Below are 24,928 nucleotides of genomic sequence, written 5' to 3' on the forward strand. Positions count from 1 at the left end.
ACCTGTTTTCGTTTCGATTTTTCGGGAACGTTTAATCGTGACACCTGTTCTTTGTAAGCACCCCGAATTCGAACCGAAGGAAGTTGAGGCCATGCCTTCCATCAAATCCGCAAAAATCCTGATCCTAGCAACTGATGGCTATGAGCGCTCTGAATTGCGTGTACCGTTCGAAGAACTGAAAAAACGTGGCGCCACCGTGAAGATCGCGTCCATCAAAGAGGGCGAGATCAAGAGCTGGAACAAGACCGACTGGGGCGATACCGTTCCCGTCGACCTTCAGGCCAAGGACGTCAGGGTCGAGGATTTTGATGCCCTGGTGCTGCCGGGCGGGCAGATCAATCCGGACAAACTGCGCATTGACGACAGCGCCCTGACAGTCGTCAGCGAATTCTTCAAATCAGGCAAAGTCGTTGCTGCGATCTGTCATGCACCCTGGCTCCTGGTGGAGGTGGACGCCCTTCGCGGCCGTCAAGCGACCTCCTATTGGTCGATCAAGACCGATCTAATAAATGCCGGGGCTATCTGGAAGGATGAGAAAGTCGTCACGGACGAGGGGATTATCACGTCCCGCTCGCCTGACGATCTTGAGGCTTTCGTCGCCAAGATTGTCGAAGAGGTCGAGGAAGGGCGCCACGAGAAGCGTGCCGCCTGACGCATACCCTCCCGTTAAACTTGAAGCCCGCGGTATCAAACCGCGGGCTTCAGACTGCTGACAAACCCCTGGCCACAGCCAGGGGTTTGTGATTCACTGGGACATGTTGAAGAAACCTGCTCCCGAACAAACGGCTCTCGAGATGGTGACGCTCGACAGCCTGGTGCCGAAGGATCACCTGCTTCGCAAGATCGATGCGGTGATCGACTTTTCCTTCATCCATGATCGTGTTGCCGGGCTCTACTGCGCCGACAACGGGCGTCCGCCGCTCGATCCTACCTTAATGTTCAAGGCTCTGTTCATCGGCTACCTGTTCGGGGTTCGCTCGGAGCGGCAGTTGGTGCGCGAGATCGAGGTCAATGTCGCCTATCGCTGGTTCCTTCGGATGAAGCTGACTGAGCCGGTCTTCGATGCCTCGACGCTGTCGCAAAACCGTCGCCGCCGCTTCAACGATACGTCCGTGGTCCAGGACATCTTCGATGCGATCGTGAAGCAGGCGATCCGGCACGGCCTGGTCGACGGCACGGTACTGTATACGGATTCCACGCATCTGAAGGCCAATGCCAACAAGGGCAAATATGATCTTGAGATGCTCCAGAAATCGCGGGCCGATTACTGGGCCGATCTTGACCGGGCGATCGAGGCCGAACGGGCCGCGCATGGCCAGAAGCCGCTGAAGGAGAAGGCGCGCGAGCCCGAGGTGAAGGAAACCAAGGTCAGCCGCACCGACCCTGAAAGCGGCTACATGGTGCGCGACGGCAAGCCCAAGGGCTTCTTTTATCTCGATCATCGGACCGTCGATGGTCGCCATGCCATCATCACCGACACGCATGTGACGCCGGCCAATGTGCATGACTCGATCGTCTACCTGGAGCGGCTGGACCGGCAGCGCGACCGCTTCGACTTGCATGTCGGCGCGGTCGGGCTCGATGCCGGCTATGCGACATCAGGCATCGCCAAGGGACTGGAGGACAGAAAAATCCTCGGCGTCACCGGCTATCGCAATCCCACCCCACCCAAGGACGGGATGATGCGCAAATCGAAGTTCGTGTTCGAGCCCGAGACGGACGGCTATCGCTGCCCCGAGGGCCAGTTGCTGACCTATGCCACCACCGACCGCAACGGCTACAAGCACTACCGCTCCGATCCTGCCATCTGCCGAAACTGCCCGCTGCTTGCCTCCTGCACGTCCAATGCCAAGGCTGAGCGCACCATCACCCGCCATGTCTGGCAAGACGCCCGAGAACGAACAGATGCCAACAGAAAGACACCCTGGGGCAAGGCAATCTATAAGCGGCGAAAAGAGACCGTCGAACGTTCCTTTGCCGACGCCAAACAACTTCACGGCCACCGCTACGCCCGCTTCCGAGGCCTCGTCAGAGTCCGCTGCCAATGCCTGCTGGCCGCTGCCGCCCAGAACATCAAGAAGATCACCATAGCGCTGACCAAGACCCCAAAGCCAGCCTGGGGATAAGGCCAGACAGCCGTAATTCTCATCAGACCAACCTCATCGGCAAAACGTCACTTCACCGGGCGTTCCGACAAAAAACCGCCGACAAAATCGACGGGTTTGTCAGCGGTCTGAGCCCGCGGTATCAAACCGCGGGCTCTTTTTTCACTCGGGAACGGCGCGACGCGTCAGGAAATCCAGCATGCGGTTCTCATTCGCCCGAAGCCCCCGCAAGGGCTCGGTATTCCCCTCCTCCAGCGTCTCGTCTGTAGCCGAAAGTGCGATAATCTCCGGATGGATGTAGCTGGAGCGCGAGATCGCCGGCGTATTATGCAGGACTTCGGCCGCCGCTTCCGACATTTCCTTGACGGTCGGCCGTCGTCCTTCCGACACGGCACTTCGGACCGCATCGAAGGCGGCGAGCGAACCTGCCCATGTCCGGAAGGTCTTGGCAGAGATTGCAATACCCGAGATATCAGCAAGATAGGCATTCAGCCGACCGGAATCGATCGGCTTCAGCGCGCCGGTCTCATCCTTCCAGACGAAGAGCTGCCTGCCTGGAAGGTCCGATATCTCCTCCAGGATTTTCTGCAGGCGTGGATGTTTAAGGCTGCGTTGTACGCGCTTGCCGCCCTTGGCGCGGAACTTCAGCTCTATACGGCCATCGACGATCTTCAGATGGCGCTTGAGCAGCGTCGTTGCACCATAGGTGCCGTTTTCCTTGACATAGGCCTGGTTGCCGACGCGCAGATGCGCTTCGTCCAGCAGTATCGTCAGCGCCGCAAGCACGCCGTTGATATCTTCCGCGCCGGTATCGAGATGATGCAGGACCGTTCGCCGGATCTTCGGGAGCGCCCGGCCGAACTCGATCAGCTGATAAAACTTGCCGGCACTTCGGAAAGATTGCCAATCCTTGTGGTAGCGGTACTGTTTGCGGCCACGCGCATCATAGCCCGTCGCCTGCAGATGACCGTTCTCGTCAATGCAGATCCACACATTTTCGTAGGCTGGTGGCAAGCCGAGCGCGCGGATGCGCGCCCGCTGGATTTCGTCGGCCAGTGTTTTCCCGTCCGGCAACGTATAGCTGAAGCCCTTGCCCTTTCGTCGTCTGCGAATACCCGGTTCGGTATCGCTGACATAGATCAGGCCAAGCTCGGTGATGACGTCGGCATTCATTGCTTGTTATGAATCCGTCACCTGCTCCGCCGACCGAAGTGGAACCATCTGCGGCGCTCCGCCTTGCTTGCGTCTTTTGGCGGTTTGGTCTGCCCCTTCGGCGCAAAGACTGCAATGCTTTGGGCATAAACCATGACGGGACCCTCCTGCTCATGGAGCTTGAAAGCATCCTCCTCTGCGCCGGTATCGAGGACACGCGCCCAGTGCTTCAGGCCGTTGACCTCCGGCAAACGTACCTCGCAATCGCCGCCGGCGTTGAAGACCAGATAGAGATCGTCCATCTCCTCGGTATCGGGGGAATGCGCACTCTTCGAAAGATAGACGCCGAGCACTTGCAGCCCATCATCGTTCCAGGCGCCATCGTCCATGAAATTGGCATCCGGCTTGTACCAGGCGATTTCGATGCGGCCGTCCTCGGAACTGTCGCCGGTCAGAAAGCGCTCCTGCCTCAGCACCGGATGCGCCTTACGGAAGGCAACCGCTTTGCGGCAAAAGTCGAGGAACGGATCATCGAGACCGTCCCATTTCGTCCAGCCGATCTCATTGTCCTGACAGTAGGCGTTGTTGTTGCCGCCCTGACTGTTGCCAACCTCATCGCCGGCAAGGATCATCGGCACGCCCTGAGAGAGCATCAATGTTGCCATCATGTTGCGGCGTCGGCGCGCACGCAGCCTATTGATGTCTTCGTTATCACTCGCGCCTTCGGCACCCATATTGTCGGAATGATTGTCCGAATGGCCGTCTCTGTTATCCTCGCCGTTTGCCTCATTGTGCTTGTCGTTGAAGGAAACCGTGTCCATCAACGTGAACCCGTCATGGGCCGACAGGAGGTTGACCGACGACGTCGCGCCGCGATCCGAATGGTTGAACTGCACTGCGGAGCCGGTAATGCGCTGGGCGAGTTCCGACACCATGCCGCCGTCGCCCTTCCAGAAGCGGCGTACATCATCGCGAAACTTGTCGTTCCATTCCCGGAAGGGATGCGGGAAACCGCCGACCTGATAGCCGCCGGCACCGACATCCCAAGGCTCGGCAATCAGCTTCACGCCGGCAAGGATCGGATCCTGGCGGATCGCGCCGAAGAACAGGCCCTGCCGGTCGAATTCCAGATCCTGGCGGCCAAGCGTGCTGGCGAGATCGAAGCGGAAACCGTCGATATGCATGACGCCGACCCAATAGCGCAGGCTGTCGAGCACCATGCGCATCACCATCGGGTTGGCGACGTTCAGCGTATTGCCGGTACCCGTCGTATCGAATGTGTGGCGCGGATCGTCAGGCGAAAGGATGTAGTAGCTGGCATTGTCGAGACCGCGGAAAGACATCGTCGGCCCCTTCTCGCTGCCCTCGGCCGTGTGGTTATAGACGACGTCCATGATGACTTCGATGCCGGCCGCATGAAACCTCTTCACCATGGTCTTGATCTCGGTGATCTTGTCGCCCGAGAGATAGCGCGCCTGCGGTGCGAAGAAACCGAGCGTCTGATAACCCCAGTAATTCGTCAGCTTCTTCTCTTCGAGATAGCGGTCGTTGGGGAAGAACTGGATCGGCAACAGCTCGATCGCGGAAATGCCGAGTTTGACGAGATGATCGATGATTGGATCGCTACACATGCCGAGAAAGGTGCCACGCAGCCTGTCGGGCACTTTGGGATGCAGCATCGTCAGTCCGCGAACGTGCGCCTCGTAGATAATCGTCTCCGGCCAAGGCCGCCGTATTGCTTCTTCACCCGCCCAGTCGAAATCCGGATCCTGAACGACGCCCTTGACCATGTAAGGCGCGCTGTCACGCTCATCGAAGGAAAGGTCGTCCTTGCCAATCGTATAGCCATAGAGCGCATCGTCCCATTGGAGATCGCCGAGCACCTGCTTGGCATAGGGATCAAGCAGCAGCTTGTTCGGATTGAACCGATGCCCATTCTTCGGATCGTAAGGGCCATGGGCGCGATACCCATAGACCGTACCCGGGCCGATGCCGGCAATATAGCCCGACCAGATGTCGCCTTCTCGCTTCGGCAGCGGCAGCCGGGCGACTTCCTTCTTACCGTCGGGAGAAAAGAGGCAGAGTTCAATCTGCTCGGCATGAGCGGAAAAAACCGCGAAATGCGTGCCTGTGCCGGTATATTCCGCCCCCAGCTCCGGTTTCAGGAAGTCGAGTTCGGAAAAGGAAAAGCTCATGACGCCCCCACTTGATGAATGGCAAGCGGGAAACGTCGTTGCAGTGCGAAAGTTCCGTATACTACGATCTTTCCGGCCCCATCAGGGCATCAGCTGGCCACCATTGACCTCGATGATCTGACCCGTGATGTAGCCGGAAAGCGTCGGCGAGGCGAGGAAAAGATAGGCACCCACACAGTCCTCCGGCGTGCCGACGAAACCCATCGGGATCGATTTGCGCTGTATTTCCATCTGCTCGTCATTCGTATAGCGCTCATGGAAGGGTGTCGCGATGACCCCAGGCGCAACTGCATTGACGCGGATCTTGTCGGCAACGAATTCCTTGGCATGGCCATGGGTCATCGTCGAGACGAAACCCTTGGACGCCGCATAGAGGATGGCGCCGTTGCCGCCGCCGTTGCGCGCTGCAATCGAAGTCGTGTTGATGATGAAGCCGCCCTGCTTCTTCAGCCAGGGATGAGCAGCACGTGTAGCCGCCAGCACCGAGCGGGCATTGAGGTTCATGACCTTCTCATAATGCTCGTCGGTATATTCTGCGGTCGGCTTGCGGCCGAGCATGCCGCCGGCATTGTTGATGAGACCGTCCAGATGGCCGAAGGTCTTGGCCGTCTCTTCGACGACGCGTTCCGTTTCGCCCTCCTTCGATACGTCACCATGCACCAGATGCACCGTGCCGCCGGCAGCCTTGATTTCCTCGGCAAGCTTTTCGGCCGGTTCACGGCTTGAATTGTAGTGTACGCCGACCTTGGCGCCCTGCGCAGCAAAGGCGCGCGCAACGGCCGCACCGATGCCGGTGGAAGCGCCCGTAATCAGCACGGCCTTGCCGGCAAGATCGGGAATTTTGATGGATGCAAGCAATTGAGCAAGATCTGCCATGGCGACGATAGCCTCCCGAAAAACCAAGAACATAGGTGATGACGTGATATGCACCAGTCTTAGCAGGGGAGATTGGCGAAGGGCAATGCACGAAAGAGCGAGATCGGTACGATTGCGGTACCAGTGCCGCCGTTGACACATGACCGGCAGGCCGTAGTCTCGGCCCGACGCAGCGCAATCAGGATGCAGTCGATCGTCGAATAGGCCGCTCTCAGACCCGTTCGAGCGCCACAGCAATCCCCTGGCCGACGCCGATGCACATTGTCGACAGCGAATAGCGACCGCCGGTTTCAACAAGCTCCAGTGCCGCGGTGCCGGTGATGCGGGCACCCGACATGCCGAGCGGATGGCCGAGCGCGATTGCGCCGCCATTGCGGTTTACGCGCTGATCGTCATCGGCAATGCCGAGTTCGCGCAGAACAGCAAGTCCCTGGCTGGCGAAGGCCTCGTTGAGCTCGATCACATCGAACTGTTCCTGCTTCATGGCAAGCCGCGCCATCAGCTTGCGGGAAGCCGGGACAGGTCCAATGCCCATGACGCGCGGCGGGACGGCCCCGGCCGCACCGCCGAGAATACGTGCAATCGGCGTCAGGCCGTATTTTTTGGCAGCCGCTTCCGACGCGATGATGAGGGCAGCCGCTCCGTCATTGACGCCCGAGGCATTACCGGCTGTCACCGTACCGCCCTGACGGAAAGGTGTCGGCAGCTTGGCGAGCGCTTCCATGCTGGTCGCACGTGGATGTTCGTCTTTCTCGACGATGATAGGATCGCCCTTGCGTTGGGGGATGGTCACCGACGTGATTTCCTTGGCCAGTCTGCCGCTTGCCTGAGAGGCCGCAGCCTTCGCCTGCGAACGCACGGCAAAGGCGTCCTGGTCCTCACGGCTGACCTTGTAATCCTCGGCAACGTTCTCACCTGTTTCCGGCATGGAATCGACGCCGTACTGCTTCTTCATCAGCGGATTGACGAAACGCCAGCCGATCGTCGTGTCATGGATTTCGGCAGCACGCGAAAAAGCAGTATCCGCCTTCGGCATCACGAAAGGCGCGCGCGACATGCTTTCCACGCCGCCGGCGATCATCAGTTCGGCCTCGCCTGATCGGACGGCGCGCGCTGCGGTAATGACGGCGTCCATGCCCGATCCGCAGAGCCGGTTGATCGTCGTGCCCGGCACAGAGACCGGCAGGCCGGCGAGCAGCAGCGACATGCGCGCGACGTTTCTGTTGTCCTCGCCCGCCTGATTGGCGCAGCCGAAGATCACGTCATCGACGGCCTGCCAATCGACGGACGCATTCTTCGCCATCAGCGCCTTTAGCGGAATGGCGCCGAGATCGTCGGCACGCACGGAGGAGAGCGAGCCGCCATAACGGCCGATCGGCGTGCGGATATAATCGCAGATAAAGGCTTCGGTCATGGACTTGTCCTCAAAGTTCGGGAACGACGAGGTCGCCAACCGGCCCCTCGATATGAAGCTGCGCGCCGGTCATGGCCTGCAGTTCTTCGACGGACATCCCGGCAAGCTTCTCGCGCAGCACGAAACGCCCGTCCTCGATGTCGATGACTGCGTGGCTCGTATAGATGCGGGTGATGCAAGCCACTCCCGTCAGCGGGAAGCTGCATTTATCGACCAGCTTCGGCTCGCCGTTCTTGGTGACATGCTCGGTGATGACGCAGACCTGTTTGGCGCCGTGCACCAGATCCATCGCACCACCGACCGCCGGCACGCCCTTGGCGCCGACGCGCCAGTTGGCGAGATCGCCGTTCTGGGCAACCTGATAGGCACCGAGGATCGCGACATCGAGATGACCGCCGCGTACCATGGCAAAACTGTCTGCGTGGTGGAAGAAAGCCGCACCCGGCTTCAGCGTCACCGCCTTCTTGCCGGCATTGATGAGATCCCAGTCCTCCTCACCTGAAGGCGGCGCCTCGCCGAAATTGAGGATGCCGTTTTCCGTGTGGAAGATCGCCTGTCGGCCCGGCGGCTGATAGCGCGCAACCATCTCCGGAAAGCCGATGCCGAGGTTCACATAGGCACCGTCGGCGATGTCCTGCGCTGCCCGCCAGGCGATCTGTGCGTTGGAGAGCTTGATATCTTCTCTGGTGTCGACGGTCATATGTAGGCCACCCCGGCTCGAATAAGCTCTTCTTCCTGTTGCGGATTGGCGATCTCGACGACGCGATCGACGAAGATGCCGGGTGTGACGACATGTTCGGGATCGATGCCACCGGCCGGCACGATCGTCGAGACCTGCGCGATCGTCTTGGCAGCTGCCATGCACATCAATGGGTTAAAGTTGCGGCCGGCCTTGTTGTAGGTGAGGTTGCCGTGGACATCACCGACCTGCGCCTTGACGATCGCGAAGTCGGCCTTCAGCCAGCGTTCCTGCACGTAGTGGCGGCCATCGAATTCGGCGATGGCCTTGCCTTCGGCAAGCTCGGTCCCGTAACCCGTCGGCGTATAGAAGGCCGGGATGCCGGCTCCGCCGGCGCGGATTCGTTCGGCGAGCGTGCCCTGCGGCACCAGCTCCAGTTCGATTTGCCCTGCAAGATACCTGTCGGTGAAGGCACGTGGATCGGACGAGCGCGGGAAGGAGCAGACCATCTTCCTGACCATGCCGGCATCGATCATTGCGGCGATGCCGATGCGGCCATTGCCGGCATTGTTGTTGATGACCGTGAGATTTTTCGGCCCTTTGTCGATCAGGGCGTGAATGAGCTCGATCGGCGCACCCGAGCCACCGAAGCCACCGATCATCACGGTGGCGCCATCGCCGATTTCGGAGACGGCATCCGCCGCCCTCCCGATTGTCTTGTCCATGCTGGATCTCTCCTTGCCGGCTGGGGCTTCCTCGTGCCCCAATGAGCAAGGCATAAAGCGAGAGCCACCCGGACGGCAAGAATTTTGTGCGTTATTTTATATTTGTTTACATACCGCACAAATGAGCCTATGTTCGAATGCGCAGTATTGGTGAAAATTGATCAAATGGAACGGGCGGAAGAAATGGCAAAAACCTTGGCAGCGAAGCGGAAGCAAGCTGTAGGAGGTCTCCGGTGCGCTTGCCCAGGTAACTGGAGGCTAGACAGCGGTCAGACGAGAGTGCCCTTCATCCAAGTCTTTCGCTATTTCAGTGTTGCATTTCCGCACTCGACTCATGGAGCGCTCAATGGTTCAATTTCCGCGGCTGGGAGGGGAGTAGGCAGCGATGTATTACGAATGGGACGAGGCCAAGGCACGCAGGCGCTACCTGATCAAGTTCGCGTCCGTATGGTTGGCGGCTATTGCTCTCGGATTTCTCCCAGTTTGGTGGTTGGTGCAGGAAACCACATTCTAACCTGCCGTTGATACAACCGCACGGCAAATTCATTACCGCAGCTACCTACGATCCGCAGCCTCGATCAGGCTTGGAGGATGCCTCGTAGCACTTTTGGCAGCGAGAACGTTGTCTTCGGATATAGCGTACCGACAAAGGGGGATCGGAAAGCGCCGACACCGGTACCTCGTTTTGCCGAATTGCGGTTCCCTCGGATTGACTGTTTCATGCCAATAATGTGCACCTCCCGTGAGGCGGTTATGGCCCATCACAGCATGCAAACCGAAGACGAAACCTGGTCCGTTATTGACGAAGAGACGCAGATCGTGGCGAATCTCGACGGCGTCGAACTGTCAGGCATGCCCCGTCACGAGGCCAGCCAGATGCTTAAAATCCTGGACGCCATTGATAGCATTCGCCGCTCGGCTATTTGCGCCTCCCATGAACTCGCCAAATCCCGAAAGCCGAGGACCCGTCCACGCGGCTAACAAGAGCGCGTATTGTGCGCAATCCCGCTGGCTTTGTCTTTCTTGGGCATCGGATCATTCGCAAGTGAGGGGCGCACGGACGCATGTCCGCCGTAATGACGATACCCAAGGAAAGGGTCAGCTGAAAGGTGTCCGTACGGTTCGGGGAGGAGAAACGCACCTGCACTTCTCACTCCACTTCCAATGGCGCACAGCTTCATTTTACACCTTCCCGGCGAAAATCTCAAATGCCCAATAACGCGATCCCGGTGTAGACGGGGGAACAGCAGAAAAGAAAGCGCTCAAGAAAATGCCGGACACGCTTGCCATGTGAAGCCCATGGTTCGGCTGTTTTCACCGCTTTGCACTGTCAGGCTTAACGTCCTTTGCTTTCCCGCGATGCCGGCAGTGTCGTGCTTTCCCAATGCCACTCCACATTTCCGGGTACAAATCCGAGCTTTAGGTTCCTTCGACCAATAATTCGACGGCTTCCGGTGTTCGGCGCAAGATGGTCGATATCTGTCAGGAACGCGTCAAAACTGTCGCGCCAGCGTGGATCGATGTGGTGATCGGACGCAAGCATGCGTCGATACTGTTCCCGCAGGAACTTGTGCTTATGGGTTTTTGGCATGGTGCTCGAGTGGGAATGCTGGGGTGTCGGAGCGATAGTGAGCGGGCCGTATAATTTGACTTTGCATTCGTTGTAAAGGCCTCTTGTCGGCAAAGCAGATTAACCATTACGTTCATCCGGCTCGTTGCGAGTGGCAGAACCCGGACGCGAAGCGACATAGGCGGCGCAGGCCAGGATCAGCGCACCGACAATGATTACGAGCGGGACAGATGGCTTGGAGGTAACGAGGAATATTGCGTATCCCGCCGCCATCCCCATCAAGGCTAAGCTCTTGGACTTCCGGGAAATCGCGCCACTCTCGCGCCAGTCACGCAGCGGGCCGCCAAATCGACTGTTCATCAGATAGGCCTCCAGGCGCGGAGATGACCGGCTGAAGAACCATGCGGCCAGGATCAGGAAGATCGTCGTCGGCATGAGCGGCAGAATGGCGCCGACAATTCCAAGGCCAACCATCAACAGACCAAGGCAAAGGTAGACAGCCCGTCGGAACGAAGGGCGCGATGGACCTGGCGTAGCACTCAATTCACACACTCCTGTCGGGTCGTCAGACCCCGAAATAATCGAAGCCCTGTTCGCCATCCATTCGCGGAAGCATCAATTTAGGCGTCGACGGTTGCCCAGCTGACGCGTAAGTTCGCCGAACCACACGACCACCTTGCGCAACACATTCCAAACATCTGAGCGGAACCTCTACCATGACGACCCACGATTTCGTCGCGACTGCCTTTTACAACGTTATCGGCACCTTGCCTCCTGCTTTGAAAATCATGAGCGGCGATACGGTCGTAACCCGCACGCTCGATGCAGGGGGCCACGACGAGAATGAGGTCCAGCGGGCGCATGGTCCAAATCCTATGAATGGGCCGATCTTGGTTGAAGGTGCCGAACCCGGAGATGCCCTCAAGGTCGAGATTATGGACATGAAACCGACGCGGGACATGGGCTTCACTCGCAGTGTGCTGGCGGCAAATGTCATCGACCCCGAGGCGGCTCGCGATCTTCCGAGATCCGAAAAGACGTTGTGGGACATCGACCGGCAAGCCATGACGGTGAAGCTGAAGGAGCAGGTTGCCGGCATCGAAGACCTCGTCCTACCGCTATCGCCGATGATCGGATGTTTCGGCGTTGCGCCGAGCCACGGCCAGGCGATCTCAACGGCGACCAGCGGCGCGTATGGTGGAAACATGGACTATCGCTTGCTCGGTCCAGGCGCGACGATCTGGTTTCCGGTCTTTGCCCCCGGCGCGTTGTTCTTTCTCGGCGATTGCCATGCGGTCCAGGGTGACGGCGAAATCGTCGGCACCGGCGTCGAAACGACATTCGAGGTCACGGTCCGGCTGACCGTAGAAAAGGCAAGGTCAATGTCCTGGCCGAGAGCCGAGATTGCCGATGACATCATCACCATCGGCAACGCGAGACCGCTGGATCAGGCTCTGCAGCATGCGACGACCGAGATGCTGAACGTGCTCGTAGCGGACTACCGTCTGACGAAGGTGGCGGCCAGCCATCTGCTCGGCCAGGTGGTCCGCTACGATATCGGCAACGTCTTCGATCCCGCCTATACGGTCGCCTGCCGGGTTGCGAAGAAATGGCTTCCGGCGCGCTGAGCAATTGCCGGCCGCACAAGGGCTGCGATCGGGACCTCACCCATCATCGATCCGACAACAGAACTTCTGAGCCACTATCAAGGAGCCACACAAGTCCATGCGCGAAAGCGATTTCGTCAGCGGCTTTGCCCGCGGCCTCAAGGTGATCGAAGCTTTCGGTGAATTGCATCGCCGCCTATCCATCACCGATGCGGCGAAGCGCACCGGCCTCGACCGCGCCACAGTGCGCCGCTCGCTGCTGACGCTCGCCGAACTCGGCTACGCCGATTACGATGGCAAGTTCTTCACGCTGACACCGAAGATCTTGCGGCTCGGGCATGCCTATCTGGAGGCGACACCGCTACCGGTGCTCATTCAACCGCATCTCGATGCCCTCTCAGAGAAGGCGGGCCAGAGCGCATCCGCTTCGGTGCTCGACGGCAGCGAGATCGTCTATATCGCCCGCGCCTCGCAGCGTCGCGTCATGTCGATCAACTTGACGCCGGGCAGCCGACTTCCCGCCTATTGCGCCTCGATGGGCCGCGTGCTGCTTGCCGCCCTCCCTGAAGCCGAGGCACGGACGGTTCTTTCGCGAAGCGAGCTGAAGGCGAACACGCCGAACACGAAGACCGATCCTGGGGAACTGATGGCCGAGTTCCGCAAGGTTCGCGCACAGGGCTATGCTCTCATCGACCAGGAGCTTGAAATCGGCCTCTGCTCCATCGCCGTACCGGTCGAGAACGATCGCGGTCAGACCGTAGCCGCGATCAATATCGGCGCACCGGCCGCCCATGTGCCGGCGGCCGAGATGGTCGCGCGCTACCTGCCGCTACTCAAGGAAACGCAAACGACACTGCGCACCGTGCTGCGCTAAAGCATGTCGCGCAAAAGTGCGCAGCAGTTTCGCGATAATGACATGCGTCGAACAAAACCGAAGGCGTGGCGAGCGCAATTGAGAGATTGCGACACGCTCGTCTCACGACTATCCCCGCTTCTCGTGAGAAAAAGAAAGCGCCGGCTCGGGTTGCTGGCCGGCCTGCGGAGTTGCTTACGGCGCTTACGATTGCCTACGCAAATTTCGTAAGCGCATTTCAATAATGGTTTCAATGACTTGTTTCTTCACTTACGGACTTACGAAGACAATGGTGAACTCAGGTGAGGCGACAGCCGGTATTCCGGGGCTGTTGGCCATACCCATGAGAGTTTGAGACAGGCCGAAATTTCGTAAGTTCGTAAGCGCGGTCGTTAAGGTGCTGATTTTGTTCGGCAAGCGCGCTTACGAATTTTGCAGATGCAGGGCAGCGCTTACGAAATTCGGCAAAGCGGTGAGCCGTCACTCCGGCCGGCGCGAAATGCGAAAGACGCTGGCGGGCGGAATATTCAGGCGCACCCGGCCGAGCCTCTCCGCCCGCAGGCCCAATTCCGCAAGCACATCTGGTGGAACGGAACAGGATTGGCCGTAGGTGAACTGGTAGAAGGCGCCGCCACGTCCCAGCAGGCTGAAGCCGCCGACGACGATGGCGGTGATGACCTCGATGGGCATGTTGCGAAAAGGCAGGCCGCTGACGATTGCCGCCTGCGGCCCGAGCTCGGCCCTGCAGGCAGAAAGCTCGCACGCGTCTCGCTGGAGGATCGTCACGTCAGGATAGCGCTGCCGCAGTGGAGCGATGAAGCGGGTTTCGAGCTCCACCAGGGTCAGGTCTCGCGCCGGTAGGCCGCGTTTGAGAAGCGCCTCGGTGAAAACCCCGGTGCCGGGGCCAAGCTCCAGCACCTTGCCGGCCGAAGGCCCGATCTCGCTGGTCATCAACCGCGCCAGCCGCCCTCCCGAGGGCACGATCGCGCCGATTTTCCTGGGCTCGGCGAGAAGCGCACCAAAGAAGGCGGCCAGTGGCGGCTGTTGCATGCGGGTCTCCGGCATCGATTATCCAATTCCGGTATTCCCCTTTCAAATGATGCGAGCATGACGTGCACTCGCAGCATCGGAAAGATTCATGCAGTCTGGACCGTCGGCTCGAAGCTCATGTTGAAGCTCGCGCCGCCACCCTCCGCATCCGACACCCATACGCGCCCGCGGTGCAGCTTGACGATCTCGCGCACGAGGTGGAGGCCGAGCCCGATGCCCTGGCTGCGCCCGTTGGCGCGCTGGAAGGGCTCGAAAATCCGCTCCCGGTCCTCAGGCGCGATACCGCGGCCTTCATCGCTGACGGAAATCTGTGCGGGGCGCTCCACGGCGATGGTGATCGTGCCGCTCCTGCCGCCATGCTGGATGGCATTCTGCACCAGATTGGCGAGTGCCCGCTCCAGCGCGGTCTCGTCGCCGAGAATGCGTTCGGGCATCGAGCGCAGCTCGAAATTGGCCTGATAGCCGGCGGCGATGATCAGCGGCGCAAGTTCTGCGGCCTGCCGTCTGGCGACCGTCGCAAGGTCGACGGAGCGATCCGGCACCGGCTCCTGATTGAGCCGCTGCAGGTCGAGCAACTGCTGGGCCAGCGTCGAAAGACGTGCGACATCCTCCAGCAGCCGGTTGGTTGCTTCGGTCGGCGGCATGGTTTCCAGCCGGTTCTGCAATATGGCGATTGGCGTGCGCAATTCATGGGCGGCGGCCAGCATGAAACGCCGCTGCTTGTTGTGATCGTCGTCGAGGCGCTGCAGGGTCTCGTTCATGGCGATCACCAGTGGCGCGACTTCCTCCGGCACGTTCTCGAGCGGCAGGCGATAGCCTCGTGTGGTGCCATCGATGCCCTGTGCAGCCTGCGCCACCTCATTCAATCCGCGGTGGATGCCGCGCGCAACGAAGGGCGTGACCGCCAGTGTTATCAGGCCTGTCAGCAAGATGACCGGCAGCACGACGCCGGAGGCGATCGCCACGAAGACGACCAGAAGTTTGCCGGCCGAAAGACTGCCCTGACGTCCGACGATAACGAGGAGATCACCGTGACTGGTCTTCACCTTTTGCAGGCGTGCGGCAATTGTCGCCGGGTTGTCCTCATCCCCGTTGAAACGCGCCTCGGCGATATCCGTACCCGAGTTCGCAATGGCGAAATATTGCGCCGGCACATTCCCGTCGGTCAGCATGTGTCCCTGCTGATCACGCACCAGGAACCAGAAATCGGCTGCCTTATCGCGCTGGTAGTCCAGTGCGTCCGTGCTGGCGATGCGCATCGAACCATCGGGATTCCAGGCGATCGAGTCCGTCACCGCATCGATTGCATGCTCGTCGGGAGCGAAAATCCCGCTCATGCCCGAGATCCAGAAGACGAAGGCAAAGGCGATCGCGATCAGCACCAGGGTTGCTGCCTGCAGCGCCACCAGCCGACGGATCAGCCGCCATTTCAGCGAATAGAACTTCATCTTCTTCATGGCCGGGCCTGCCGGATCAGATAACCCACCCCACGGATCGTATGGATCTCGACCCCGGCACATGCCGCATCAAGCTTGCGACGCACGCGCGAGACATGCGCATCGAGCGCATTGGACTGGATCTCGTCATCCATGCCGTAGACCGCCTCCTCGAGGCTGGAGCGCTCCACGGTGCGGCCGGCGCGGCGCATCAGCGCTTCCAGCACCAGCAATTCGCGGCGCGGCAATTCGAGCGCCACATCGCCGACACGTGCCTCGCGATTGCGCAAGTCGAAATGCAGCCGGCCGAGGCATAGGCTTTCGATCTCGATATTGCCCGGACGGCGCAGGATCGCTCTCAAACGCGCCATCAGTTCCTCGACGGCGAAGGGCTTGGCGAGATAATCGTCGGCGCCGAGATCGAGCCCCTCGATCCGGTCTTTCAGATCGCCGCGCGCCGTCAGCATGATGACGGGAACGGCCGGCTGGATGCGGCGGGCTCCGGCGATCAGTTCCAGCCCGTCGCCGTCAGGCAGGCTGCGGTCGAGCAGCAGGGCATCATAACTGTTCAACCGCACGGCCTCCTCGGCCGCCTCGATGGTAGAAACGTGGTCCGTGATGATATTGTTGTTGCGAAGCGCCGCGACAAGCACAGCGGCCATTTCCGGTTCATCTTCCGCCAGCAAGACGCGCATCTAACCGTCCAACTTCAAAAGCCGCTCTCTGCACAGGCAAGATTGCGTCAGCATGACGAAAATTGCCAGAGCGCCCTGACGTTCAATCGCCGAAAGGCAGGCCAAGCGCCTCGGTCCGCGCTTCAAGAGCACGGGTGACAGCCGCCATGTCTTCACGGCCGAAACCCAGGCTTTCGGTTTCGGCATAAAGCGCGTGGCAAGCATCGAGCAGCGGCGAGGCGATGCCCGCCTGACGGGCCGCTTCGGCCACCAGCCGGTTGTTTTTCAACACGTCCGATATCGCCGCCTGAACGGAGAAATCGCGTTCCACCAACTTGCCGCTCTTGATGCGCGATATGCCGCTCGCCATCTGGCCGGCATCGACCACGGCCTTGAAAAGCGCCATGTCCAGCCCTTGCCGATCTGCGAAATGGGCGGCCTCCACAAGCCCCGTCACCGAAGTGATCAGGAAGATATTGACGGCAAGCTTCATCAGAAGCGCATTCGGCACCGCACCGCAGACGACCGCCTCCCGGCACATGGGCGCCAACAGTGGACGGACCTTTTCGACAATATCCGCCTCTCCCGCCAGCATTGCCACGAGCTGCCCCTCCTCCGCCGGTCGGCGCGAACCCGAAACGGGCGCCTCGACATAACGACCGCCCGCCGCTTGGATATCCGCTTCCAGCGCTTTCGAATAGGCCGGTGTCGTCGTACCCATATGGATGACGACATGCCTGGAAACCCGTTCCGCAAAGGCTGGCGTGCCGCGCCCGAGAACCGTATCGATCACCACGTCCGTCGCAAGCATGAGGATCACGGTGCTTGCCTTGCCGAACACCTCGTCGACATCGGCTGCCACCTCGGCGCCGCCCGCTCGCAGCGTCTCCGCGCTTTTCGGCGAACGGTTCCAGACGATGAGATTGGTGCCTGCCCGTACGAGATTGAGTGCCATCGGCGTGCCCATCACGCCGAGACCGATGAAGCCCGTTTTCATTGTCGCCGCCTCTCTGGGTGTCCGAAGCGGGAAGTTTACGAGCAAACGAGATGTTTGTCTTGAAGGTTAGTGCTCAGGCGCAGGCTGGCCGGAAATCTCCAGTGCCGCCTCGCGGATCGTCTGCATGAGGATCGACAGCGGAAGCGAAGGAATGGAGTCGGTACGCATCGTCAGTCCCACCGGTCCCTTCGTCTCGCCCGTTTCGATCGGCAGGGCGGCCAGCACGCCATCGGCGATATCGCGCGCCACCACACCATTGGAAATGATCCAGATCGCGTCGCTGTCGCGCACGAAGGCACGGCCGAAGGCATCGGAAACCGTTTCGATCTGGTTCGGCAGACTGGCGACACCGTTGGTGATCAGGAAATTCTCGACCACCGGCCGGATGATCGAACCGCGGGTCGGCATTAGCAGCGTATAGCGGCCGAGTTCGGCAAAGAGCGATTTTCTGGTGCCGAGCAGAGGGTGGCCGGGGCGTACGGCAAAGACCACCTGTTCGGAATAGAGATGCTCGAAGGAAAAGCCTGCCATCCTTTCCGCTCCCGCGAGACGACCGACGACAAGATCGAGATCACCAACACGCAGCTGCTCCAGAAGCACGGTATTGTCGCCGGTGACGATCTTCACCCGGCTCCAGGTATTTTCCTTCAGAAACAGGTCCATCGCCCGCGGCATGATGCGTGTCGAGACCGTCGGCAGAGCGCCGATACGGATCGGCGGGGCATCGCCGAACTGCTCCTGCGAGACGGAATCGAACCCCTGCCGGAGTGCTGTCAGCGCAGCACCTGCATGGCGCAGGAAGACCTCGCCGTACCGGGTGATGCGGATGCCGCGTCCTTCCCGCTCGAAGACCCCGACGCCGAGCGCCTGCTCCAGCTCGCGGATCGTCTTCGTCACTGCCGGCTGACTGACATGCAGAAGTTCGGCCGCCTTCATGACGCTCTTCTGCCGCGCCACCTCGACAAAAGTCTGCAGATGACGAAACTTGATGCGGCTATCGATCATTGCTTTCATAACTCACGGGTTATCGGAAAGCTGGAAAATATCATTTTACTTAACCGGTTCAACTCATCAAATTGAACATGGAGGAGATTTAAAGTGCAGTTCGCCAGTATCAACGACGTCACGATCCATTACCAGCTCATCGGCGCGCCGGCTGACAGGCCGGTTATCGTCTTTGCCAATTCGCTCGGCACGGACTTCCGCATCTGGCGCGATGTGGTCGTGCGTCTTGCCGGCGATTTTGCCATCATCCTCTATGACATGCGCGGCCATGGGCTTTCCGATGTCGGCCAGGTGCCCTACGCCATGGAGGACCATGCCACCGATCTCGCCGGCCTGCTTGATCTGCTTTCGGTCAAGGATGCCGTCATCTGCGGTCTCTCGGTCGGTGGCCTGATCGCCCAGTCGCTCTACCAGCGCCGCCCGGATCTGGTGAAGGCGCTGATCCTTTGCGATACCGCCCACAAGATCGGCACGGCCGAGAGCTGGGACAGCCGTATCGCCGCCGTCGAGAAGAGCGGCATTGCCAGCATCGTCGACATGGTCATGGAGCGCTGGTTCACGCCGGCGTTCCGCCGACCTGAAAACATCGCCTATGCCGGCTACTGCAACATGCTGATCCGCCAGCCGGTGGAAGGTTATGTCGCCACATGCGCTGCGATCCGTGACGCCGATTTTACCGAGGCTGCGGCCAAGATCAAAGCACCAACCATTTGCGTCGTTGGTGATCAGGATGGTTCGACGCCGCCGGATCTGGTGCTCTCGACAGCAAAGCTGATCCCTAACGCGCGCTACGAGGTCATCAAGGACTGCGCCCATATTCCGCCGGTCGAGCAGCCGGAGGCGCTCACCGCAATCATCCGCGCGTTCCTCTGATCCATTGGAGACAAGAGCCCATGAGCGACATCGCGTCCGAACGCTATCATCAGGGCATGGCGACCCGCCGTTCCGTTCTCGGCGATGCCCATGTCGACCGTGCGCAAGCCACTGCGACGGAATTCGACAAGCCGTTCCAGGAACTGATCACGGAAGCCGCCTGGGGCCATGTCTGGTCCCGGCCGGAGCTGACGAAACGCGAGCGCTCGATGATCACGATCGCGCTGCTTGCAGCCCTTGGCCAGGATGAAGAGGTGGCGATGCATGTCCGCGCCACCGCCAATACCGGTGCCTCCCGGGAGGATATTCGCGAGGCGCTGCTGCATGTGGCAATCTATGCCGGTGTGCCGGCGGCTAATCATGCGATCAAGATCGCAAAACAGGTTTTCGAGCAGATGGACGCCGGCAAGGCAGCCTGAGGGGGAGAGAATGTCCGACTTACCGAACCGCAAGCCAGAAACCGGAGCCTTCTTCGCCCGCGACCGTGCCTGGCATCCGCCGGCCTATGCGCCGGGCTACAAGACCTCGCTCCTCCGTTCACCGCAACGCGCGCTGCTTTCTCTCGATGGCACGATTTCGGAAATCACCGGCCCGGTCTTCGGCCATTCGATGATCGGCGAGATGGATAACGACCTGATCCATAATTTCGCGCGACCCGGCGAGAGCGCCATCGGCGAACGCATCATCGTCCACGGCCGGGTGCTCGATGAACGCGGTCGTCCGCAGGCTGGTGTTCTCGTGGAGTTCTGGCAGGCCAATGCCGGCGGCCGCTACCGTCATAAAAAAGAAACCTATCTCGCCGCCATCGACCCGAATTTCGGCGGCTGCGGCCGGTTCGTCACCGACGAGGAAGGCCGTTATTTCTTCCGCACCGTGCGTCCCGGCGCCTATCCCTGGCCGAACGGCGTCAACGACTGGCGCCCGGCACATATCCATTTTTCGATCTTCGGCCACGGCTTCTCGCAACGCTTGATCACGCAGATGTATTTCGAAGGCGATCCGATGATCTGGAAATGTCCGATCGTCGGCACCATCCCGGACAAGGCGGCGATCGAACAACTCATCGCCCCGATGGATTGGGGCAATACGATCCCGATGGACAGCCGCGCCTACAAGTTCGATATCGTGCTGCGTGGCCGCCGTTCGACCATGTTCGAAAACAAGCTGGAGGGGAACTGACATGCAGGAACTCGGCTATCTCAAGGAAACCCCGTCCCAGACCGCCGGCCCCTATGTGCATATCGGCCTGACGCCGAACTTCTGCGATATCACCGGCGTTTTCGACAGTGACCTCGGCACGCAGATGGTCAATGACAAGACGCTCGGCGAGCGTATCACCGTCAGCGGCCGCATCTTCGACGGTGGCGGAGCACTCGTTCGCGACGCCGTCATTGAAATCTGGCAGGCAGACAGCGCCGGCCTCTACAACAGCCCCTCGGAAATGCGTGGCACGGCAGACCCGAACTTCACCGGCTGGGGCCGCTGCCCCACCCGCGCCGAAGACGGCGTCTATAGTTTCGACACCATCAAGCCCGGCAAGGTGCCCTTCAAGGATGGCCGCAAGATGGCCCCGCACATTACGTTCTGGATCGTCGCCCGCGGCATCAACATCGGCTTGCACACGCGCATGTATTTCCCGGAAGAGCAGGATGCCAATGCGGCGGACCCGATTCTGGCGCGTATCGAGCACCGCGAGCGCGTGGCAACGCTGATTGCTTCCCGCGATGGCGCGAAGCTGAGCTTCGACATCTATCTGCAGGGTCCGAAGGAAACGGTGTTCCTGGACATTTAAGCTATCTCGACTGGCTACTTGCCCGCGATCCGTCGGGCAAGTAGCGTCGGCTTCGCCCTGCCCTATCTGGGTCGAGATAAGCCGACAGGCAGACCGGGATTGCGATGAAACGAGCTGCCACATGACGACATCCCCTTTCGACCATCCCTTCCTTTCCGGCCTGCTCGGAGACACTGAAATCGCCGCCTACTTCTCAGCCGAGGCTGATATCAGGGCGATGCTCTCCTTCGAAGCGGCACTTGCACGCGCAGAAGCGAGGCATGGCATCATTCCGGCGGAAGCCGCGCGAACGATCGGCGAGATCTGCGCTGGCTTTACCGCAGATGTGCAAAGCCTGAAGGCTGCAACGGCTCGCGACGGTGTCGTCATTCCGGACCTCGTCAAACAGCTCAGGAAGGCGGTCGGCAGCGAGGCCGCCGAACATGTTCATTTCGGTGCGACCAGTCAGGATGCCATCGACACCAGCCTGATGCTGCGGCTGAAGTCCATCACCTTCCTGTTCGGCGGAAGGCTGCATGCCGTCGCGACGAAACTGGCAGCGCTCGAACGGCAGTTCGGCGCCAGCCGCCTGATGGGTCATACCCGCATGCAGGCCGCAATCCCGATTACCGTCGCCGACCGCATCGCCGCCTGGCGGATGCCACTCACGACCTATCGCGACCGGCTGACGGAGCAGACCTTCCCCGTGCAATTCGGCGGTGCTGCCGGTACACTCGAAAAGCTCGGGGCCGAGGCATCCGTCGTGCGCGCCTCGCTGGCGCAGGAGCTGGGATTGAGCGATGAGCCGCAATGGCAGAGCCGCCGCAGCCGCATTGCCGATCTCGCCAATCTCTATTCGCTGATCTCCGGCAGCCTCGGTAAATTCGGGCAGGATATCGCATTGCTCGCCGAAGCCGGCGGCGAGATCGAGCTTGCGGGTGGCGGCGCTTCCTCGGCCATGGCCCATAAGCAGAATCCGGTCGCCGCCGAAACGCTGGTTGCGCTCGCCCGCTTCAACGCAACGCAGCTCTCGGCCATCCATCATTCCCTCGTTCATGAACAGGAGCGCTCCGGGGCGGCCTGGACACTCGAATGGCTGGTGCTGCCACAGATGGTCATGGCAACCGCCGTCTCGCTGCGGCTGGCGGCGGAGCTTGTCGGCAATATCAAGCGTCTGGGGACAGGCTGATCGCCTTTGCATGAACGCGGTAAAACCGGCTATGCAGAGGCGTCGATTTCAGGAGTGATCCCGTGACCTTTCCCCTCTTCGATCTTTCCGGCCGCCGCGCGCTCGTGACGGGCTCCAGCCAGGGCATTGGTTATGCGCTGGCACTCGGTCTTGCCGAACACGGCGCCTGCATCATCATCAACGGCCGCAACGCCCAGAAGGCGGAGGCTGCTGCCGAGACGATCCGCGAGCAGAAGCGCCACGCCGTCAGCGCTGCCTTCGACGTGACCGATGCCGATGCCTGTCGCTCGGCGATTACCTATATCGAGGCCGAGATTGGCCCGATCGATATCCTCATCAACAATGCCGGCATGCAGTTCCGCACGCCTCTGGAGAATTTTCCGGTCGAGAAGTGGGACGAACTCTTTCGCACCAATGTCTCCAGCGTCTTCTACGTTAGCCAACCGGTCGCGCAGGCGATGATCAGCCGCGGCCGCGGCAAGATCGTCAACATCGCCTCGGTGCAGGCCGAGCTCGCCCGGCCGGGTATCGCGCCCTATACGGCAACCAAGGGTGCCATCCGCAATCTCACCCGCGGCATGGCAACCGACTGGGCGAAACACGGCCTACAGGTCAACGCCATTGCGCCCGGCTATTTCAAGACGCCGCTCAATCAGGCGCTTGTCGACGATCCGAAATTCTCCGCGTGGCTTGAAACCCGGACACCGGCTGGCCGCTGGGGCAATGTGGAAGAATTGGTGGGTGCGGCCGTCTTCCTGGCGTCGGATGCATCGTCCTTCGTCAACGGCCATATGCTGATGGTCGACGGAGGGATTACGGCGTCGCTCTGAGGTTAATCGCCTCCACCGTCACCACCGCCGTCACCTCCATCGTCGCAATCAACACTCGCTTCGAGGCCACCGTCAGCTTGGCCGGGAACGAGACGCCCTGCGGCAAATGCGACGATGAGGATGGAAACGACCGCGAGGCCTATCAGGATCTCCGTGACTGGAGACATGTTCACTCCAAAGGTTGCGCAAGGAAATAATCTCAGCGATTTCCGCGAGAAACAAGAACATCTCAATATCGCGCACGCCTCAATCCGCAACGATATTGCCACGTCGCATCAGCCCCATCAGAATCAGTGGCAGCAAGGTCGTGATGCAGATGGCGATGAAGGCCATTGCCATGCCAAGGCCGATCGAACCCTGCTCGAACTGCCGCCAGATGAAGGTCGCGATCGTCTGCATGCCGACGGGTGCAACGACGACGGAAGCGACAAGCTCACGCGAAGCAAGCGCGAAAACAAGCAGCATGGAAGAGGCGAGGCTGGGAAAGATGAGCGGCAGCAGGATGCGGCGGAAGGCGGTGATGCCATTGGCACCGCAAACGCGGGCAGCCGCCTCCAGATTGTCGCCGATCTGTTGGAAAGCTGCGGTGGTATAGCGCACCGGCTGCGGCAGCAGGATGCAGCAATAGGCAAGCAGCAGGATGAAAGCGGTGTTGTAGGGCGTGATGGGCAGACCCGGCATGTTCCAGGCGAGGATGAGGCCAACGGCAACGACGATGCCCGGCAGGGCGTTCGGCAGGATGGTCATGACATCGATCGCCGTGCGGCCGGACATCTTCGTCTTCACCACAGTGTAGGCGGCCGTCACGCCGATCAGGCCTGTTATCAGCGCCGTGCCGATGCCAAGCGAGAAGCTGTTGACCAGCGCCGTTACGGCGCCGGCGCTGTTGCCGAAGACAGCCATGAAATTGTCGAGGCTGACATTGTCGAAGGCGAGGCCGCCGGAGATCGTGCGCGCCAGCGCTGTTGCGAGGATTGCAAGCAGCGGTACACCGGTCGCAAGGAAGGCGACGACGGTAAACGCGATCATCACCGGAACCTTCAACGCGCCGAGCGGTCGCTTGTCCTTGGCCGTCGGCTTGCCACCCACCGTCTGGTAGGAGCGGCGCGCGAGAATCCAACGCTGCAGCAGGAAAGTGCCGAGCGACATGGCGACCAGCACCAGCGACAGAATGGCCGCACCCGGCAGATCGATCGGCCAGTCGGTGACGCGAAGGTCGATGCCCGTCACCAGCACCTGGAAGCCAGCTCGACGGCCGAGCGCTGCCGGCGTGCCGTATTCCTCGATGGCAGCGGCAAAGACCAGCATCAGGCTTGCCGTCAGGCCCGGCGCCGAGAGCGGCAGCGTGATGCGCCAGAAGGCGCGGACCGGCGAGGCACCGAAGACGCGGCCGACATCGGCATAACGTGCGCCGACGGCCTCGACCGTTCGCGATACGGCGAAATAGACGACCGGGAAGGTGTTGAAGGCCATGACCAGCGTCATGCCAAAAATCGAAAACAGGAAGGGCGCCAGATTGAAGCCCGCGAGTTGCTGCAGATAACCGCGCGGCTGCAGGGTCATGATCCAGCCGAGTGTGGCGATATAGGGCGGGATCATGAAGGGCACGAGCAGCAGCACGTCCCAGAGCGGCGCAAAGGGAATTCTGTAAAGGGCGCGGAAGACGCCCAGCGGCACGGCGACCAGGGCCGAAGCGAGCACCACGCAGCAGCCGAGCAGGATCGTATTGCCGCCCATGCGGATCAGCGAGCTGTCGGCGAGCGTCGCGTAGAGCGAGGAGAAAGGGCTCGCGAAAGAGCCCTGTCCGAGTTCTGGGAAGATGCCTTGTAGCACCACTGCGATGAAGGGAACGGCAACGACGACAACAAGACCTGCTGTTGCCAGCCATGCGGCCGGAGCCGTGCCGCCGATGCCGTTTCTTCTCATA

25 protein-coding genes are annotated in these 24,928 nt (G+C 60.6%); 11 read left to right on the top strand and 14 right to left on the bottom strand.

Annotated features, from left to right (window positions below):
• Positions 1 to 91: 91 nt before the first annotated feature.
• Together KQ933_RS27700 and KQ933_RS27705 are read left to right on the top strand one after the other, a co-directional pair.
• Entirely contained in the window at positions 92 to 652 is a 561-nt protein-coding gene (locus KQ933_RS27700; protein WP_216759197.1) for a type 1 glutamine amidotransferase domain-containing protein, read from the top strand.
• Positions 653 to 755: 103 nt separating this feature from the next.
• A complete protein-coding gene (locus KQ933_RS27705; RefSeq protein ID WP_216755122.1) occupies positions 756 to 2,126 on the top strand; it encodes an IS1182 family transposase in 1,371 nt (456 codons plus the stop codon).
• A gap of 141 nt (positions 2,127 to 2,267) precedes the next feature.
• Here the strand turns inward: KQ933_RS27705 and KQ933_RS27710 are convergent, their stop codons facing one another.
• The 6 genes from KQ933_RS27710 to KQ933_RS27735 form a co-directional block, all read right to left on the bottom strand.
• Positions 2,268 to 3,278, bottom strand: a complete 1,011-nt coding sequence (locus tag KQ933_RS27710; RefSeq protein ID WP_216759198.1) for a DNA topoisomerase IB — start codon at positions 3,276 to 3,278, stop codon at positions 2,268 to 2,270.
• A gap of 17 nt (positions 3,279 to 3,295) precedes the next feature.
• Positions 3,296 to 5,452, bottom strand: a complete 2,157-nt coding sequence (gene glgX, locus KQ933_RS27715; protein ID WP_216759199.1) for a glycogen debranching protein GlgX — start codon at positions 5,450 to 5,452, stop codon at positions 3,296 to 3,298.
• An 81-nt stretch (positions 5,453 to 5,533) separates the two neighbouring features.
• Positions 5,534 to 6,328, bottom strand: a complete 795-nt coding sequence (locus tag KQ933_RS27720; RefSeq protein ID WP_216759200.1) for an SDR family NAD(P)-dependent oxidoreductase — start codon at positions 6,326 to 6,328, stop codon at positions 5,534 to 5,536.
• A gap of 211 nt (positions 6,329 to 6,539) precedes the next feature.
• Positions 6,540 to 7,742, bottom strand: coding sequence for a 3-oxoadipyl-CoA thiolase (pcaF, locus tag KQ933_RS27725; protein ID WP_216759201.1), 1,203 nt, complete (start codon positions 7,740 to 7,742; stop codon positions 6,540 to 6,542).
• Positions 7,743 to 7,752: 10 nt separating this feature from the next.
• Entirely contained in the window at positions 7,753 to 8,442 is a 690-nt protein-coding gene (locus tag KQ933_RS27730; protein ID WP_216759202.1) for a CoA transferase subunit B, read from the bottom strand.
• Positions 8,439 to 9,146, bottom strand: coding sequence for a 3-oxoacid CoA-transferase subunit A (locus KQ933_RS27735; RefSeq protein WP_216759203.1), 708 nt, complete (start codon positions 9,144 to 9,146; stop codon positions 8,439 to 8,441). The genes KQ933_RS27730 and KQ933_RS27735 overlap by 4 nt, the downstream gene beginning before the upstream one ends.
• A 753-nt stretch (positions 9,147 to 9,899) precedes the next feature.
• On the opposite strand from KQ933_RS27735, the gene KQ933_RS27740 reads away from it, so the two are divergent.
• Positions 9,900 to 10,127 (top strand): hypothetical protein, encoded by a 228-nt coding sequence (locus tag KQ933_RS27740; protein WP_216759204.1) that lies wholly within the window; start codon positions 9,900 to 9,902, stop codon positions 10,125 to 10,127.
• A 709-nt stretch (positions 10,128 to 10,836) separates the two neighbouring features.
• On the opposite strand, the gene KQ933_RS27745 is transcribed toward KQ933_RS27740, so the two are convergent.
• Entirely contained in the window at positions 10,837 to 11,259 is a 423-nt protein-coding gene (locus tag KQ933_RS27745; RefSeq protein ID WP_253958354.1) for a YbaN family protein, read from the bottom strand.
• Between the two features lie 173 nt (positions 11,260 to 11,432).
• Here KQ933_RS27745 and KQ933_RS27750 point away from each other — a divergent pair, with 173 nt between their 5' ends.
• Positions 11,433 to 12,344 (top strand): acetamidase/formamidase family protein, encoded by a 912-nt coding sequence (locus tag KQ933_RS27750; RefSeq protein WP_216759206.1) that lies wholly within the window; start codon positions 11,433 to 11,435, stop codon positions 12,342 to 12,344.
• A gap of 97 nt (positions 12,345 to 12,441) precedes the next feature.
• Positions 12,442 to 13,197 carry an IclR family transcriptional regulator gene (locus KQ933_RS27755; RefSeq protein ID WP_216759207.1) on the top strand — a complete coding sequence of 252 codons (756 nt, stop codon included), beginning with the start codon at positions 12,442 to 12,444 and terminating at the stop codon, positions 13,195 to 13,197.
• A gap of 459 nt (positions 13,198 to 13,656) precedes the next feature.
• Here KQ933_RS27755 and KQ933_RS27760 read toward each other — a convergent pair whose 3' ends face one another.
• The 5 genes from KQ933_RS27760 to pcaQ all read right to left on the bottom strand — a co-directional run bounded on the left by KQ933_RS27760 (position 13,657) and on the right by pcaQ (position 18,338).
• Entirely contained in the window at positions 13,657 to 14,226 is a 570-nt protein-coding gene (locus tag KQ933_RS27760) for a class I SAM-dependent methyltransferase (RefSeq protein WP_216759208.1), read from the bottom strand.
• Positions 14,227 to 14,312: 86 nt separating this feature from the next.
• Positions 14,313 to 15,683, bottom strand: a complete 1,371-nt coding sequence (locus tag KQ933_RS27765; RefSeq protein ID WP_216759209.1) for a HAMP domain-containing sensor histidine kinase — start codon at positions 15,681 to 15,683, stop codon at positions 14,313 to 14,315.
• Positions 15,680 to 16,357, bottom strand: a complete 678-nt coding sequence (locus KQ933_RS27770) for a response regulator transcription factor (protein WP_216759210.1) — start codon at positions 16,355 to 16,357, stop codon at positions 15,680 to 15,682. The genes KQ933_RS27765 and KQ933_RS27770 overlap by 4 nt, the downstream gene beginning before the upstream one ends.
• Positions 16,358 to 16,439: 82 nt before the next feature.
• On the bottom strand, positions 16,440 to 17,333 hold the full coding sequence (locus KQ933_RS27775) for an NAD(P)-dependent oxidoreductase (protein WP_216759211.1): 894 nt from the start codon (positions 17,331 to 17,333) through the stop codon (positions 16,440 to 16,442).
• A gap of 66 nt (positions 17,334 to 17,399) precedes the next feature.
• Complete coding sequence (pcaQ, locus tag KQ933_RS27780) at positions 17,400 to 18,338, bottom strand: pca operon transcription factor PcaQ (RefSeq protein WP_216759212.1); 939 nt, start codon at positions 18,336 to 18,338, stop codon at positions 17,400 to 17,402.
• A 93-nt stretch (positions 18,339 to 18,431) separates the two neighbouring features.
• Here pcaQ and pcaD point away from each other — a divergent pair, with 93 nt between their 5' ends.
• The 6 genes from pcaD (at position 18,432) to KQ933_RS27810 (ending at position 23,001) form a co-directional block, all read left to right on the top strand.
• A complete protein-coding gene (gene pcaD, locus KQ933_RS27785; RefSeq protein ID WP_216759213.1) occupies positions 18,432 to 19,211 on the top strand; it encodes a 3-oxoadipate enol-lactonase in 780 nt (259 codons plus the stop codon).
• A gap of 20 nt (positions 19,212 to 19,231) precedes the next feature.
• A complete protein-coding gene (gene pcaC / locus KQ933_RS27790; RefSeq protein ID WP_216759214.1) occupies positions 19,232 to 19,630 on the top strand; it encodes a 4-carboxymuconolactone decarboxylase in 399 nt (132 codons plus the stop codon).
• A gap of 10 nt (positions 19,631 to 19,640) precedes the next feature.
• Positions 19,641 to 20,390, top strand: coding sequence for a protocatechuate 3,4-dioxygenase subunit beta (gene pcaH, locus KQ933_RS27795; protein ID WP_216759215.1), 750 nt, complete (start codon positions 19,641 to 19,643; stop codon positions 20,388 to 20,390).
• Between the two features lies 1 nt (position 20,391).
• Positions 20,392 to 21,003: a protocatechuate 3,4-dioxygenase subunit alpha gene (gene pcaG / locus KQ933_RS27800; RefSeq protein WP_216759216.1), complete on the top strand. Its 612-nt coding sequence runs from the start codon at positions 20,392 to 20,394 to the stop codon at positions 21,001 to 21,003.
• 121 nt (positions 21,004 to 21,124) lie between these two features.
• Positions 21,125 to 22,171: a 3-carboxy-cis,cis-muconate cycloisomerase gene (locus KQ933_RS27805; protein ID WP_216759217.1), complete on the top strand. Its 1,047-nt coding sequence runs from the start codon at positions 21,125 to 21,127 to the stop codon at positions 22,169 to 22,171.
• A gap of 62 nt (positions 22,172 to 22,233) precedes the next feature.
• Positions 22,234 to 23,001, top strand: coding sequence for an SDR family oxidoreductase (locus KQ933_RS27810; protein WP_216759218.1), 768 nt, complete (start codon positions 22,234 to 22,236; stop codon positions 22,999 to 23,001).
• Between the two features lie 2 nt (positions 23,002 to 23,003).
• Here the strand turns inward: KQ933_RS27810 and KQ933_RS27815 are convergent, their stop codons facing one another.
• Together KQ933_RS27815 and KQ933_RS27820 are read right to left on the bottom strand one after the other, a co-directional pair.
• The gene (locus KQ933_RS27815; protein ID WP_216759219.1) at positions 23,004 to 23,168 is read right to left on the bottom strand and encodes a hypothetical protein; all 165 of its coding nucleotides are present in this window, start codon (positions 23,166 to 23,168) and stop codon (positions 23,004 to 23,006) included.
• Between the two features lie 79 nt (positions 23,169 to 23,247).
• A complete protein-coding gene (locus tag KQ933_RS27820; protein ID WP_216759220.1) occupies positions 23,248 to 24,927 on the bottom strand; it encodes an iron ABC transporter permease in 1,680 nt (559 codons plus the stop codon).
• Position 24,928: the final 1 nt, after the last annotated feature.

Origin of the sequence: Rhizobium sp. WYJ-E13 (assembly GCF_018987265.1) — a bacterium.
GTDB lineage: Bacteria > Pseudomonadota > Alphaproteobacteria > Rhizobiales > Rhizobiaceae > Rhizobium.

What these genes read in the sequence shown, in the direction of transcription:
- pcaF (WP_216759201.1), bottom strand. Translation starts at nt 7,742, where the DNA reads ATGACCGAAGCCTTTATCTGCGATTATATCCGCACGCCGATCGGCCGT.
- KQ933_RS27755 (WP_216759207.1), top strand. Translation starts at nt 12,442, where the DNA reads ATGCGCGAAAGCGATTTCGTCAGCGGCTTTGCCCGCGGCCTCAAGGTG.
- KQ933_RS27770 (WP_216759210.1), bottom strand. Translation starts at nt 16,357, where the DNA reads ATGCGCGTCTTGCTGGCGGAAGATGAACCGGAAATGGCCGCTGTGCTT.
- pcaC (WP_216759214.1), top strand. Translation starts at nt 19,232, where the DNA reads ATGAGCGACATCGCGTCCGAACGCTATCATCAGGGCATGGCGACCCGC.
- KQ933_RS27730 (WP_216759202.1), bottom strand. Translation starts at nt 8,442, where the DNA reads ATGACCGTCGACACCAGAGAAGATATCAAGCTCTCCAACGCACAGATC.
- pcaQ (WP_216759212.1), bottom strand. Translation starts at nt 18,338, where the DNA reads ATGATCGATAGCCGCATCAAGTTTCGTCATCTGCAGACTTTTGTCGAG.
- KQ933_RS27750 (WP_216759206.1), top strand. Translation starts at nt 11,433, where the DNA reads ATGACGACCCACGATTTCGTCGCGACTGCCTTTTACAACGTTATCGGC.
- KQ933_RS27735 (WP_216759203.1), bottom strand. Translation starts at nt 9,146, where the DNA reads ATGGACAAGACAATCGGGAGGGCGGCGGATGCCGTCTCCGAAATCGGC.
- pcaG (WP_216759216.1), top strand. Translation starts at nt 20,392, where the DNA reads ATGCAGGAACTCGGCTATCTCAAGGAAACCCCGTCCCAGACCGCCGGC.
- KQ933_RS27760 (WP_216759208.1), bottom strand. Translation starts at nt 14,226, where the DNA reads ATGCAACAGCCGCCACTGGCCGCCTTCTTTGGTGCGCTTCTCGCCGAG.
- KQ933_RS27700 (WP_216759197.1), top strand. Translation starts at nt 92, where the DNA reads ATGCCTTCCATCAAATCCGCAAAAATCCTGATCCTAGCAACTGATGGC.
- pcaH (WP_216759215.1), top strand. Translation starts at nt 19,641, where the DNA reads ATGTCCGACTTACCGAACCGCAAGCCAGAAACCGGAGCCTTCTTCGCC.
- KQ933_RS27710 (WP_216759198.1), bottom strand. Translation starts at nt 3,278, where the DNA reads ATGAATGCCGACGTCATCACCGAGCTTGGCCTGATCTATGTCAGCGAT.
- KQ933_RS27720 (WP_216759200.1), bottom strand. Translation starts at nt 6,328, where the DNA reads ATGGCAGATCTTGCTCAATTGCTTGCATCCATCAAAATTCCCGATCTT.
- KQ933_RS27775 (WP_216759211.1), bottom strand. Translation starts at nt 17,333, where the DNA reads ATGAAAACGGGCTTCATCGGTCTCGGCGTGATGGGCACGCCGATGGCA.
- KQ933_RS27705 (WP_216755122.1), top strand. Translation starts at nt 756, where the DNA reads ATGTTGAAGAAACCTGCTCCCGAACAAACGGCTCTCGAGATGGTGACG.
- KQ933_RS27805 (WP_216759217.1), top strand. Translation starts at nt 21,125, where the DNA reads ATGACGACATCCCCTTTCGACCATCCCTTCCTTTCCGGCCTGCTCGGA.
- KQ933_RS27820 (WP_216759220.1), bottom strand. Translation starts at nt 24,927, where the DNA reads ATGAGAAGAAACGGCATCGGCGGCACGGCTCCGGCCGCATGGCTGGCA.
- glgX (WP_216759199.1), bottom strand. Translation starts at nt 5,452, where the DNA reads ATGAGCTTTTCCTTTTCCGAACTCGACTTCCTGAAACCGGAGCTGGGG.
- KQ933_RS27765 (WP_216759209.1), bottom strand. Translation starts at nt 15,683, where the DNA reads ATGAAGAAGATGAAGTTCTATTCGCTGAAATGGCGGCTGATCCGTCGG.
- KQ933_RS27815 (WP_216759219.1), bottom strand. Translation starts at nt 23,168, where the DNA reads ATGTCTCCAGTCACGGAGATCCTGATAGGCCTCGCGGTCGTTTCCATC.
- KQ933_RS27740 (WP_216759204.1), top strand. Translation starts at nt 9,900, where the DNA reads ATGGCCCATCACAGCATGCAAACCGAAGACGAAACCTGGTCCGTTATT.